Below are 13,520 nucleotides of genomic sequence, written 5' to 3' on the forward strand. Positions count from 1 at the left end.
AAAAACAAGCTTTAATTATTACCTTTTTAAGGCGAAATGTCCATTAATTTCATCTCCATTTTTAGCAATAGCCCTATACCAGTATGTGGAAGAAGGAATTTGTTTTCCTCTAAAGTTGCCATCCCACCCTTTAGATTTAGGATCTAATTGGGCTAACATATTACCATATCTATCGTAAATAAAAATAGTGTTTAAACTTATTTGTTGTGAATCATCAACTAGAATAAATTGCCAATGATCATTTATACTATCACCATTGGGCGTAAAAAACATAGGAAAATTATCACGGCTTAAATCTCGAGGAATATTTCTTTGTGATATTCCGCAACTATGTAAATCTCGTACATAAATAGTGTGTTTATCGCCAATAACTTTATTAAATATATTACCTGATTGATAAGGGCCATCTATATTGTCGATGGCAAATTCGTGGCTTCCAATTCCATCGGTTAAAACTGTGAGTATTCTACTATCTTTTAGTTTTTCTACTACAATTTCGGTAATAATGGGTTGCTCAGACATTACAACTTCAAACTCACTAGCTGCGCTACATTCAATAGATCCTACAGCCTGATTAATATTATTGTAAGCTTCATACTTATAACGGCCAATTTCATTTAAGGAAACATCTTCAGTTTGAGAAATTAACGTTTCAGAGTTATCAGGATTTATTTTATACCAACGATAGCCATCTGCAATATCTTTACTAGAAAAAACACTAGGTAAATTATTACGACAAATGCCAATTCTTTCTGGAAAGTTTAATTTAGGTTTATTTGTTACAACTGCACCTATGGTACTATCAAATCGAGGGTCGCATACTTCAGCTGCCGCGCTGGTACTAAATTGCTCTTCAGAACATGGACTTAAATCCCCGTTTTCATTGTATGGAGTTATTGAAATGAAAATATCTTCATCTAAAGGAAAATCCGATGGGCTTTTATAAAAGAGTTTGTTACCCACATCAAAGTTTGATAATATATTACCCTTATCTAAAGAAGTACCCATTGTAATGCGATAACCTGTTGCCGTGGGCGCATAATTCCATCGTACCACTGTTGAAGTTTTTACTCCTTTTTCAAGATGCTCAGGAAAAGATATGTTCGTACACGGCGGAGGTGTTGTTACATCTTCGGTTACAAAACTTTCTACTTGACAAGTTTTAACTGGTTGCCCAAAAAGAAATAATTGAATGGTAACATAAATTCGTGTACTTTCTGGCAGACCTACTTCTGGAATATAAAAATTATTCTGGCCCGAGGAGCGTCGATTTACAATTTCACCACCACCGGGTGTTAAACCCAATGAAACTATATAGCCAATTACACCATTAACTTCCTCCCAAGTAACTTCTGTATTTACAGGTACGTTTTCGGCACCATCCACAGGAACTGTAATTACAGGGCATTCTTGACTTATCGCTAAGTTGCTAAATATAAAAGCTATTATAATAAATAATTTTTTCAAAGAATATTTGTTTAGTGCTACAATCACCTCTTTAAAGTAAAATGTCCATTATAAATCCTATCCTCCTCCAATTTTACTTTGAACCAGTAATCGGAAGCTGGTAAAAATTCACCATTGTACGTTCCATTCCAACCTTCACTTTCTACTTGATTTATTTGATGTATCAATTTTCCATAACGGTCATAAATATATAACTCAACAGATTTATTATCGGGTACTCCGATTAAATTCCATGATTCATTAATGCCATCACCATTAGGAGTGAAAAATTTAGGAAATCCAAGTACGGAGATTTCCTCATTCGTAACTCCACAACCATTTTTATCTCTCACATAAATTGTAATTGAACCCGGAGTTATATTCTCAAAAATAGGACTATCTTGATATGGGCCGTTTTCACTTTCTAATGCGTATTCATAATCGCCCTCTCCAAGCGCAATAATGTTTATTCTATTATTCTCTTGAAAGTCTTCTATTTCAATATTCGAAATTTGCGCATTATTGGAGGGAAGTACCTTAAAGTTTTTACTGGAATTGCAATTTTGTGCACCATTGTTATAAGATAAACCAAGTTCTAATCGATATTCACCAGGCTCTAAGATTGTAATATTCTCTTCATTAGTAATCAAATTTTCAATGTTTTCGCTTTCAACTTTATACCACGCATAACTATCAAAACCTTGTTCAGCTTGAATACTTAAATCAGGGTTATTTGTGCAAATCAAAAATTCGGAATCTATATTTACATGTGGAGAAGGGTTTACAATAAATTCTAATAATTCAACACCTAAACATTGATTCATAGCTTCTATCCGTGCATAAATTTTAGTAGCAGCTGTACTGTAGCTATTTTCACTAATAGCATTAGTTTCTAAAGTTGCATCTTGAGTAGAAGTGTAAAAAGTTACATCAAAACCATCATAATCACTTTCCCTAATTAATTGTAGATTAAAAATTCCGGTTAGTTCAGTAGATTGCGAATCCGTTTCACAAGTATAGTATGCCTTCGTTGCTTCTATTCCGGAGGTCGTCGGAAGCACTTCAAGTGTTAATTGAGTTTCATTCGTACAGCCATTCTCATCGGTAACTTTCACAAAAATAGTTTGGTTAGTAGCACTTTCATTTCTATACTCAAAAGTTAATTCTATCGGAAAATTATTTTCTTGGTCAGCTAATGTTCTATAAAAAGTAACCAAATTATCTAGGTTCGGACTAATTTCATTTTTTGCCTGATCTAGGTTAAAATACGTAAAGCCGTCTGAGCTAGCATTCGAGTCTTCATTTTCAATATCACATTGAACTAACTTAAAACTGTTTGCTATCGGCGGTTCGGTAATATTTATTAGTGCATTGCCAATAATATCGCACTGCGTTGCATCAGCGTGGACTATAGTAAGGCGATATTGACCCGCATTATTTTCGTCTATATCGTCAACTTGCAAAACATTAGAAGTAGCCTCTAATATTTGTGTGCCATCATGTTCCCAAATGTAAGTTGCACCATCAATTTCTTCAGTCTCCAGAAGTAATTCTTGGCCTGAACAAAAAGTAGCACTAGTACTTGTGGTGCCGTCTGCTGTTTTTATGAGGCCTGTTTTTGCGAAAAATGATTGTATAAAAGGAGGTAGGCCTTGCATGGCAATACCACTATTTAAATACACTGCATTGTGTTGATAATTTGCTGTAATACCCTTTGCATTAGGATTATTTATTACACCTAAATAGGATGTTCCTTCTAAATATGATTTGGTAATAGTTCTGTAAATTTTACCATTAGCACCAAGTTGTAACGCACCCCTATAATTATTACTTTGATCAAGTACTATTTCTGATTGCGGTATATCAGCACTCGCCAAATCATATTGCACTAAATTAGAATTATGATTTATTTCTAATGCTGGTGCATCAGAATGGGTATGTACATATAAATATTGATTATTCGGTGAGAATTCAACACTGTATGGGTTCTTATTTAGTGCTGAAATCCGTATTCTCTCCGGATTAGTAACCTTTCCTGTTTCTGCATTAAAGTCGTATAAAAAAAGACCATCAAATTCATTTGCACTGGCCATTTTTTTACCATCTGATGAAAACTTAAGATAACCTCTTTGATCTCCAAAAGTTGTGGTGAATTGACTTTTTACAGCACTTGCATTAACACCATCTTCATTTATTTCAAAAGCATGGAAAGTATCAGGTAAGCCATCGCGCCCATCTTCCGTCGATAAGGTCATTATCCAAACCGATTCTTTCGAACAATCTTTAACAACAGCTGCAATTTTTTCGGAACAAGATTGTAGTAAATTAATGTTTTTAACGGTAACTGCTCCGTTTCCATTATCCTCAGAAAGGTCGACGATAGAATAATTTAGTCCAAAATCTGTATCGTGTTCTTCGATTGAGGTATCTACCGTAAAGATGAAAAATATAACATCACTAGCAGGTGCAGGTACAATTAATGCAGATTGTGTGCTTGATGGGTCACCATAGAGTCCGTTGCCATTTTGCATAACTGTATGATTTCGATTGTAAACGGTAATGCCATCTGTATAGAAAAGTAAGGCTCCGTTCTTATCTGAAATAGTAGCACAGCCCTCTTCGGTGCTTATTCTGCTATTTTCTAGAGCCGTAACACTACCATCATTATTAAAATGAAGTCCAGCTCCGTTACCAAAATACCAATTAGCAGTCTCGTCCTGGCCATAATTTATGGCGAAAACAAGCAGCATAATAAGTAAGCAGTAGTTTTTCATTTCGCGTTCTCTCGAACGCATAAGGTACTATAAATCACGCTTTTTTAATAATACGTAAGATAGATAGACAAAAATAGCCGTCCAAACTAATACAATTACAATTTCGTACCAATGTACAGCATAGTCGAATCTGAAGTTTTCTCCTATTTGATCTCCTAATGATTGTACGGCGCCTAATCTACTAAAAGGTTCATCTATAAGGTTCCACATGGCATTTAATGGAAAGAAGCCCATAATAGCATCCGTGGTATTTGTGTCAAAAAGTTTCCATCGGAGCATTCCTCGAACAAAACCTTCAAAAATTTGCCAAAGTATTAAGAAACCTAAGGCGAATGCTGAACGTTTTACCAATATGCCGGCAAACATACAGAAAGCGAAAAAGCCCATTAGTTTTACAAAGAATGCCAATAGAAATTCTAAGTCAGAAAAAATTATAGAAATCTCATTAAAATCAGAATAAGTTAATCCAAGGATTAATGAAACCACAAAAACAAATACTGTTGATATAAGTGAAAATGAGACTACAGTTAAAAACTTAGATAATATAAACTCCTTTTTAGAAAGTCCATCAATAAGGTTTTGTTTAATTGTTTTGTTACTGTATTCATTCGCCATCATAGAAACGATTACAATAGCTAGAAATAGTTTAAAAAAGGCGGTTATAAATGTATTAAAGTGCCATATGTATGGAAAATTAAAGATTCCTTGGTCGGCTAGGTGAAATTTAATAGGGCCAATATCGAATTTAATAGCTGCAACAAGTGCTATTGATGTAAGTAATACAAAATAGGAAATAACCAATATTTTGCTAGCTCTATTGTTCCACAGTTTTATGAACTCTATTTCTAATAATCGCAACATATCTAGTTAATTTGCTTGGTTTTGGGTTAATGTTAAAAATTGTTCTTCAAGACTTTCTTTTCTTTTGACTAAATGTGAAAGTATTATTCCTTTCTCCAGTAATATTTTATTTAAAGTTCCCGCATCTAATTCTTGAGTTAGAAATGCTGTTAACAAACCATTTTCAATTTTTATTTCACCGAAGCTATCATTGGTTTTTAAGAAGTTGGCTAAGCCTTCATTATCATTTGTTTTTAATTCGAAAAATCCATGACTAGATAGCATTCCATCAACACGGCCAGAATATAATTTCACACCTTTGCGTAAAATTACTACGTGGCTACACACTTTTTCAACTTCATCGAGAAGGTGAGAGGCTAGTAATATGGTAGTACCTTGACTCGCAATTTTTTTGATTATTTCTCTAATTTGATGAATGCCTTGAGGATCTAGTCCATTCGTTGGTTCATCTAGAATTAGAATTTCAGGATCATTTAAAAGAGCAGAGGCAATAGCTAAACGTTGTTTCATACCCAATGAATAGGTTTTAAACTTGCTATTTTGCCGCTCTAGTAAACCCACTAATTCTAGTTTTTCTTCAATTTTATCGGAGGACACTTCTTTTATTTTACAAACCAGTTTTAAATTTTGCTTGGCCGTCATGTACGGGTAAAAGTTTGGGCGTTCTATAATAGCTCCAACTTTTTTTAAGGCTTCATGGGTTGAGGTATTACCATCGAACCACGAGAAATCTCCTTTTGTTCTATTAACTACATTTAGTACTATTCCTAAAGTTGTAGATTTTCCACTTCCATTAGGGCCTAAAATTCCGTAAACATTGCCTTTTTCAATAGTAAAGGACAAGTCGTTTACTGCGGTAAGGGAACCAAATTTTTTTGTCAGATTTTTTACAGTGAGAATTTTTTCCAAAATATAATGGCTTTAAAGGCGTTCTTTATAGTTGACGAAGAAAGCATACATTTGTTACAATTGATACAGAAAAAGAATGTCGGAAGAAAGATTAATGTCGAAAAAGAAGCCAGCTTACCCAGTAAGTGAAGGCTTAGACGAATATTTAGCGAATTACAATAGAAAAAGTGAGATACCTATTTTCTATGATGACCTATTACGCTTTTCCGGTTCTGTGGTTTTATATGACAAAAATGATGTAGATACCTTATGGGTGCGTGTCTATTATTCTGAGTTTGAAAGAAAAGAAATTGATGATAGTTTAAAAAAGGTGTATTCTATTTTTCTTTCCGATGGTAGTACGAATATCAATCAATATTTAAATGTTGATGCTGTTGACTTCTGTACGTTCGGAAATTCTAAACCATTCCGTATTAAAGTTAGAAATATTCTAAATGATAATTTCACTTATTTCTATATAAAAAAGACAGATGCTTCCCGAATATATGGGTTGGAATTAGAACATATGCTTTCACCTTACAACTTAAATTTTCTGGTTTATAAGGATACGCTTATTGAAGAACATATTGCAGGGATACCTGGCGATGAGTTTATTAAGAATATGTTGCCAACATGTTCTGAGCCTGAAAAATCACAATTAGCCAAAGAGTTTGTAAAGTTCAATGAACGTTGTATGATACGTTTGTTGGGTGATATGCGCTCTTATAATTATGTAATTGTACCGACGCACGATTTTGATCATGTGGTGTATAAAATTAGAGCCATTGATTTTGATCAACAATGTTACGAAGGGAAGTTAAAGGTCTATCGACCACAGTTTTTTAAGGAAAATTTTCAAATGGTAGAATTGGTAAGAGAGAAGCTTTTACGAGATTCTGTAGATCAATATAAGCTGGAAGAACGTTCTATGGTTGCCAAGCGTATTTTAAGTTCTGGAAACCGGATTAAAAAACTAAGAGCTATCTGTAAAAAAGATAATATTTCTACAGACGAGAATATTACATTGCTTAAGGCACAAATAGAAGAGCTTACTTCCGATTCTAATTTTGGCAAATGCAAGACTATGGGTGAGGTCTTAGATTTGGCGTTAAATTTTGTACGTAGAAACTATGAAGATGTTAGTGTTAAGCAGATAATTGAGCATAATATTAAGATGTAGTGTTGGTGAGAATGTTTAATTCGTAGGTTTTAATCACAACCGAATTTAAATAACTAAATGAAAATATTCTTAATACTATTTCTATTTACTTTTAACATTGTTCTTTCACAAGAATATATTGTTTCAACTAGGAATGACATTTTTTATGGTAAAGTTAAAAGAATTAAAAATGATACTTCAAATAACTTTATTAAGCTAAAATTAAATAAATCCAATAAGACTGTAAAAGTACCATTTAAAGAAATATTGGTGGTTCAGGTCGATAACGAGGAATTATATTATCCTATCAAACATCCTTATGGAAGGTGGATATTATTTAACAAGAAAATAAGTGGATATATAGAATTATATTTTCATAGAACTACTACAATAGATAAACAGCTCTTTACCGAATATGTAATTAAAATGGAAAAAGGTTATAGATTTTTTGATACTAATAATTTGGGTAAGAAAGATTATGAAATTAAATCCTTCACCCGTTGGATTAGATTGAAATTCAAAGATTATCCAGATTTACTTCACGAATATGAAATAAGCAAAATGAAAATCGCAGATTTAGAGTTACTAATAAATAAAATTAACTTAATTGAAGACTAACATTTCTAAATTCCCTTAAGAATTTAAATTTATTATCTAATTATTTTCTTTATTGAAATATACAAGATAGTAGTACATCTGACGTTCTTCATCCCAACCTTTTTCAACAAATTTCTCTGCTGATTCGGGGTTCACAAAGTCTAATTTTATTTGGATGTTGGTGTCTAAATTAATAACACTTTTTATTTTTTTACGCGCTACAGAAACCGCTTTGTTCGCAATGTCGAAGTTAGAAACATCTTCAATACTATATTTAGGTCCCTTTTCAACTTTGTAATTTTTAAATTCCGGTATTAATTCCGGATTGTCCATTACTTCGTTTAAGAAGTTTGTTTCTTCGAAAGCATCATTTTTAGCAAAATGGTTTACTGCTTTGTTCATAAACATTACTTCTTGTTGTTTATCTTCTGCAGGTAGAACCACATCTTTAGCAAAATTCTGACAAAATTTAAGGTAGTTTTTGGTTAAGAAATTATCATCGGTTAATGGTTCTAATCCTAAGAAATTCTCTAACCAATATTTGGTGTCATATCGGTTACTATCAACAGATAAAACTTTGTATCCTTCTTCTTTTTCAACATTAAATATAATACAACCTTTATCTAATTTATTAATGTTTATACCCTGTTCTATTAATAAATCTAAATTGCTACCTTTCTCATCGAACTGAAGAAAGTCTTGTTTTAATTCACTCTTGAAGATGCCAATAGCATCTGTTTTCTTATTGTCCAGAACAACATCATGTAAAAAACTTATATATAATTCTCCACTTTTAATATGTGGATGATCACCTTGATCGTATAAGAATTTAGCAATTTTCTTTGAAGCTTCATGAATATTATCAGGGTCTTCGAAAATTTCAACAGCCAATTTGTATACTTCGTTAAATTCCACATCTACTTCATTTGCTAATTTGAAATAGTTTTCTTCCTTTTCTCGAAATGGTTTGAAGAAATATTCTTTTAATAAACCCGAAATTTCGTCATTAAGTGAAAAGGCTTCATCAGATAGAAATAAACTTTCACTTTTATTTTTATTACCCACTCGATGCAATGATAGACTTTCAATTTGGGTAGAGTACAGGTTAATCATTTCTTAAACAGAATTATAGGTTAGGAATAAATAGTAACAATTGGCAATTAATTAATTCCAATTCTCATCAAAATCTAGGTCGTCATAATTTCCTAGATGTTCTTCAATATCATCATCGTCCTCTTCACCATCAGCCCGGTCCGACTTAAAGTTCTTTTCTGGAGGAGAATCTGGTACTTCTCCAAAAGTAAACAAAAGGTTGGGGTATGCACGGCCATCTTCTTTTTTAACAATATCAGCCAATTCTACAAAGAAAGTCCACATGCTCATGAAATCATACACATATATGAGCTTTGGGTTTCTAACACTTAATAGGTCTTCTAAAAACGTCTCGTTCATTAATCGAACATCAGAACCACTGTCACTCATATCAAAAAGAGCAATTTCTTCGTCTTGGTTCCAACTTTCATCGCAAGTATAAAATGAGGCCATCTCATTACCTAAAAAGCCAAAAGCTTGTGTTATGGCATTGTGCAATTCTTCAAGAGTATTGCTGGCATCGATTTCAATATCTCTAAAGATATCTTCATCGGCATCTAAAATTATCCTGATTTTGTAAATCATATGCTCTATTTTGGGCAGTTGGCAAAGTTACAAAGTTTTATTACTTTTTTTAGCATTTAAGGCTTCCAAGAGTAAATAATATTGAACACCAAATAGTAATGATGCTAAAACCAGGTGTATTGCTTGTGTAGCGAAGGGGAAATCCATGTAATACATTAGAATACCTGTTAATATCTCTAATCCTATTAAAAATATGACCCAATTAAATTTATCGAATCCGAGACGCTCTTTTCGAATGCTATATAATAGAAAAACGTTTAAAAGCACTACTATTACAGAGAATGTACGATGTATATAAAATTGAACTATTGCATCTTGTAACCATAAATTTTTAGCAGAATACCCGACAATATCAATTTGTTCATCTACAAATTGTCTTACCTGAGTACCCAATACTATCTGCACTAAAGTCAGCAGTAGCGCTAAACCTAATAGCGTTCCCAATTTATTTTTATAAGTGAAAATTGTACTTCTTCTTTCAGATTTATAAACTAGATAAATTAATAATGCAACTATGACCAAGGCCATAATCATATGAATTGTGATTTTAGCAGGTTCTAAAACCGAATAAACTACAGTTGCACCGAGCCATCCTTGGAAACCCATGGCAAATACCGTTAGCCAAGAAATTAAGGTTATACTTTTATCAGTTTTCCAGAATCTTATTGATAAGATTGCTAATATAAATGTGGCAATACCAGCTAAAGCACCGAATAATCTATTTACATATTCAATCCAAGTATGAGTAGCATTGAACTCAGCATATTTATGTTTTGTGTATGGCGACCAATTGTTTTCGACATAAGAAATACCTGTTGTAAAATTTTCTTTTGAAACTTTGAGGGCTTCATTTACAATAATAATTTGCCCTTTTTTAACTTCCATTTCGGGTTCCCATTGTAACTCAGAGATATCGGTAGGCGGAATATAGTGACCAAAACATTTTGGCCAATCTGGGCACCCCATTCCACTGCCAGTCATACGTACCACAGCACCAGCAATGATGACTAGGTAAACAAGTATTAAAGTAATTTTTGCAGTTTTCCGAAAGTTTTCTTTCATTTTCTCATACAACTATTCAATTGCAAAATTACTACACTTTAAAGAGAAAAGAGTTTGATTTCAAATCATTTTTTAGATTTCAGTAGCTACGCTCAAGATGAAAACAAAAAAAGGCCATTCTTGCGAACAGCCCTTATTTAAGTTGGTTAATTATATTTATTCTATGACAATGAATTCGGATCGTCTATTTTCTTCATGTTTTTGATCAGTACACTTTTCTAAGGTGGTACAATCATTTATTAATTGAGACTCACCAAAACCTTTACTCGTTAATCTTTCTTTACTAATTCCGTTTTCAATTAAGTAAGAAGCAGTGCTTTTGGCTCTTCTGTCAGATAATTTGTTGTTGTATGATTTACTAGCCTTTACATCTGTATGTGATTGTACTTGAACTTTCAGATTCGGATAATATTCTAAATATTTAAGAACAGCAGTTAGGGTAGTGGCAGCATCTGGGCGAATGTTAGATTTATCTAAATCAAAATATACAGGGTTCAAGTTTAAGAATTTTACTAAATCGGTTCCTGCTGATGCTTTTCTAATTACTTTGTTAAGCTTAATTTCTAAAGCAGTTTTATCTTGACCACGTATTACATCAACATTTGTTTCTAAGCGATTATAACCTTCTCCTTGTCCAATAATTTTATAAACTCCATCTTTAAAATCGTCGCCTAATAAGAATGAACCATTTTCATCAGATATTGTTTCTGCAACAGTTTGTCCGTTCGTATCAACCATAATAACTTGAGCACCCGGAAGAAGTTTTCCGGTTTCTTCATCGCGAACAATGCCAGATAATATAGTGTTTGTGTGAAGGTTAATACGTTCGTTTTCGGTAAAACCATAAATGTCATCATTACCTTGTCCACCTTCTCTGTTAGAAGCGAAGTAACCTTTACGGGTTTCACTATTTATAATGAATGAGAAATCATCTTGTTCGCTATTAATAGGTTTTCCTGTATTTACTATATTTAAATTTTCAGAATCTTCTAGTTGAGTTGCGAAAACATCTAGTCCGCCAAGACCTGGGTGACCATCAGAAGCAAAGTAAAGGACATTATCAACTGTTACAAACGGAAAGGTTTCACGCCCTTCAGTATTAATGCTATTTCCAAGGTTTTTCGGCGTACTAAAACTTCCATCATCATTAATGTTTACTACAAAAATATCGGAAGCACCTATTGTACCTTCCATGTCAGATGCAAAATATAATTTATTTTCATCAGCACTCAATGCAGGGTGTGCCGTTGAAAAATCGTCACCATTAAAGGGCAGCTCAGAAATATTTCTCCATACTCCTTCTTGCAATTTTGCGCGATATATTTTAAGACGACTCACTCCTTCATCATCGCGAGAGAAATTGCCGTTTTTTGAATTGTTTCGAGTGAAATAAACCGTAGTGCCATCTTTAGTGAAAACGGTTGAGGTTTCGTGTGTCTTTTTGTTTAAAGTAGATAGTTTTTGTGGTGTTCCGTAATCATCACCTGATGTTGGCGAGGCTATGTATAAATTAGTGAAAGGTTTATTATTCCAACTATGTATATATTTAGCAGCAGTACCACTATCTCTTGCTGTTGAAAATACTAATTGCTCATTTTTAAATGAAGGTGAAAAATCAGAAGCAGCAGAATTAATACTTAGATTCTTTATGTCATATCTTCCAGATTGTTTTTCAATTTCTAATAAATAATCAGGGTTTGCAGCAATTTTTTCAGCTCTAATTTCCGTATTTTTTGCAGCTTCATATTTTTCCATCCAAACGTTAGAAGCTTCGTATTCTTTAGATGATTTAAGCGATTGCGCATACATATAAACATAGTTAGACTCTACTTCACTATTTTGAAGTTTAAAAAGTCTACTTAACCAATTCGCAGCTTCGGTATATTTTGCATTTTTATAGTTAGCTTGTCCGAGATTTTTATAAATCTGCTCTTGCGAGTATCCTTCTTCTATTAGATCTTCATAAGAACCTATAGCTGATTCATATGATAAGCTTTCAAATTCTTCAAGAGCCTTATTAGCTTTTTTATCCTGTGCGGTTATAATGGTGCAAGTAAATACAGCCACAATAAGCAGATAGTTTATTTTTTTATTCATTTTAAATTTTTTTAGAAGAATCTAGGTGCAATTACCCTTTTATATCTTGTAAATAATTCATACCTCAAAAGCACTTCAAACGAACCATCATTAAAAGCAGTATTACCTAATTCAGTAGTTTCTTTGTCATATGCTAATCCTAACATAAATTGATCAGTTATTTGAAAACCAAACAATCCACTTAAAGCAGCATCCCATCTATATGCAGCACCAAGAATAAATTTTTCGTTTAACATAAAATTTGCCGAAATATCAATTTGTAAAGGCGCACCATTTACGGCTTTTAATAAAGCAGCAGGTTTAAACTTTAGGTTTGGGTTAAGATCAAAAACGTAGCCTGTTATTAAATATAGGTTCATTCGTTCTTGCGCGATAGATGTACTTGATGTGTCAAAATGTTCTGTTTTTAAGAAATTCGGAACAGAAAGACCCGCATAAAAATGATCTGTATGGTAATAAACACCAGCACCAAAATTGGGCGAAAACTTTTTATCTATATCACTAACCCCTAAAGAGGAGGCTTCGTTATTATAATTCTTAAGCTGATTAAAATCTAAGTTTAAGGAATGTCCACCAGCCTTTAAACCAAATGAAAGTTTACCTGTTTCTGAGGTTGGAATGGTGTACGAAAAGACAGCATCGAAATATGTATCTTGATTTGTTCCATTACCAATTCTATCGTTAACGATTGATAATCCGACTCCAACTCTTTTTCCTACTGGAGTATTAACGTTTAATGTTTGGGTTGTTGGTGCACCATCTAATCCAACCCACTGTGATCTATGTAAGGCATTGATACTTAGAACGCCTCGAGACCCCGCATAAGCAGGATTAACCGCAACTGTATTGTACATGTATTGTGTATACTGAGCATCTTGTTGTGCATGAATGCCCCAGACCGACCCAGTAAGAAATACAACTATTATAATGAATTTTTTCATGATTTTATTTTGTCTTTT

Annotated in this window: 11 protein-coding genes; 2 read left to right on the plus strand and 9 right to left on the minus strand. The window is 33.1% G+C overall.

Annotated elements, in window-relative coordinates; translation table 11 throughout:
* Window positions 1–18 precede the first annotated feature (18 nt).
* The 4 genes from UH7x_RS14215 to UH7x_RS14230 are packed head-to-tail and all read right to left on the minus strand — an operon-like array spanning window position 19 to window position 5,990.
* The gene (locus UH7x_RS14215) at window positions 19–1,467 is read right to left on the minus strand and encodes a T9SS type B sorting domain-containing protein (RefSeq protein WP_482360586.1); all 1,449 of its coding nucleotides are present in this window, start codon (window positions 1,465–1,467) and stop codon (window positions 19–21) included.
* A 23-nt stretch (window positions 1,468–1,490) separates the two neighbouring features.
* The gene (locus UH7x_RS14220; protein ID WP_482360587.1) at window positions 1,491–4,241 is read right to left on the minus strand and encodes a T9SS type B sorting domain-containing protein; all 2,751 of its coding nucleotides are present in this window, start codon (window positions 4,239–4,241) and stop codon (window positions 1,491–1,493) included.
* Between the two features lie 6 nt (window positions 4,242–4,247).
* Window positions 4,248–5,081: an ABC transporter permease gene (locus UH7x_RS14225; protein ID WP_482360588.1), complete on the minus strand. Its 834-nt coding sequence runs from the start codon at window positions 5,079–5,081 to the stop codon at window positions 4,248–4,250.
* A 6-nt stretch (window positions 5,082–5,087) separates the two neighbouring features.
* The gene (locus UH7x_RS14230) at window positions 5,088–5,990 is read right to left on the minus strand and encodes an ABC transporter ATP-binding protein (protein WP_482360589.1); all 903 of its coding nucleotides are present in this window, start codon (window positions 5,988–5,990) and stop codon (window positions 5,088–5,090) included.
* Between the two features lie 76 nt (window positions 5,991–6,066).
* On the opposite strand from UH7x_RS14230, the gene UH7x_RS14235 reads away from it, so the two are divergent.
* Window positions 6,067–7,149 carry a hypothetical protein gene (locus tag UH7x_RS14235; RefSeq protein WP_482360590.1) on the plus strand — a complete coding sequence of 361 codons (1,083 nt, stop codon included), beginning with the start codon at window positions 6,067–6,069 and terminating at the stop codon, window positions 7,147–7,149.
* Window positions 7,150–7,206: 57 nt separating this feature from the next.
* On the plus strand, window positions 7,207–7,746 hold the full coding sequence (locus UH7x_RS14240) for a hypothetical protein (protein ID WP_482360591.1): 540 nt from the start codon (window positions 7,207–7,209) through the stop codon (window positions 7,744–7,746).
* Between the two features lie 36 nt (window positions 7,747–7,782).
* On the opposite strand, the gene UH7x_RS14245 is transcribed toward UH7x_RS14240, so the two are convergent.
* The 5 genes from UH7x_RS14245 to UH7x_RS14265 form a co-directional block, all read right to left on the minus strand.
* Window positions 7,783–8,838, minus strand: a complete 1,056-nt coding sequence (locus UH7x_RS14245; protein ID WP_482360592.1) for a nucleoid-associated protein — start codon at window positions 8,836–8,838, stop codon at window positions 7,783–7,785.
* Window positions 8,839–8,889: 51 nt separating this feature from the next.
* Entirely contained in the window at window positions 8,890–9,402 is a 513-nt protein-coding gene (locus tag UH7x_RS14250) for an IS1096 element passenger TnpR family protein (protein ID WP_482360593.1), read from the minus strand.
* Between the two features lie 27 nt (window positions 9,403–9,429).
* Window positions 9,430–10,464: a COX15/CtaA family protein gene (locus tag UH7x_RS14255; RefSeq protein WP_482360594.1), complete on the minus strand. Its 1,035-nt coding sequence runs from the start codon at window positions 10,462–10,464 to the stop codon at window positions 9,430–9,432.
* Window positions 10,465–10,620: 156 nt separating this feature from the next.
* Window positions 10,621–12,561 (minus strand): OmpA family protein, encoded by a 1,941-nt coding sequence (locus UH7x_RS14260; RefSeq protein WP_482360595.1) that lies wholly within the window; start codon window positions 12,559–12,561, stop codon window positions 10,621–10,623.
* Window positions 12,562–12,572: 11 nt separating this feature from the next.
* A complete protein-coding gene (locus UH7x_RS14265; RefSeq protein WP_482360596.1) occupies window positions 12,573–13,502 on the minus strand; it encodes a PorP/SprF family type IX secretion system membrane protein in 930 nt (309 codons plus the stop codon).
* Window positions 13,503–13,520: the final 18 nt, after the last annotated feature.

It is taken from the genome of Aurantibacter sp. UH7, assembly GCF_056839165.1.

Coding starts and splice junctions, on each gene's coding strand:
- UH7x_RS14255 (WP_482360594.1), bottom strand. CDS start 10,464: ATGAAAGAAAACTTTCGGAAAACTGCAAAAATTACTTTAATACTTGTT.
- UH7x_RS14245 (WP_482360592.1), bottom strand. CDS start 8,838: ATGATTAACCTGTACTCTACCCAAATTGAAAGTCTATCATTGCATCGA.
- UH7x_RS14265 (WP_482360596.1), bottom strand. CDS start 13,502: ATGAAAAAATTCATTATAATAGTTGTATTTCTTACTGGGTCGGTCTGG.
- UH7x_RS14240 (WP_482360591.1), top strand. CDS start 7,207: ATGAAAATATTCTTAATACTATTTCTATTTACTTTTAACATTGTTCTT.
- UH7x_RS14250 (WP_482360593.1), bottom strand. CDS start 9,402: ATGATTTACAAAATCAGGATAATTTTAGATGCCGATGAAGATATCTTT.
- UH7x_RS14260 (WP_482360595.1), bottom strand. CDS start 12,561: ATGAATAAAAAAATAAACTATCTGCTTATTGTGGCTGTATTTACTTGC.
- UH7x_RS14220 (WP_482360587.1), bottom strand. CDS start 4,241: ATGCGTTCGAGAGAACGCGAAATGAAAAACTACTGCTTACTTATTATG.
- UH7x_RS14225 (WP_482360588.1), bottom strand. CDS start 5,081: ATGTTGCGATTATTAGAAATAGAGTTCATAAAACTGTGGAACAATAGA.
- UH7x_RS14235 (WP_482360590.1), top strand. CDS start 6,067: ATGTCGGAAGAAAGATTAATGTCGAAAAAGAAGCCAGCTTACCCAGTA.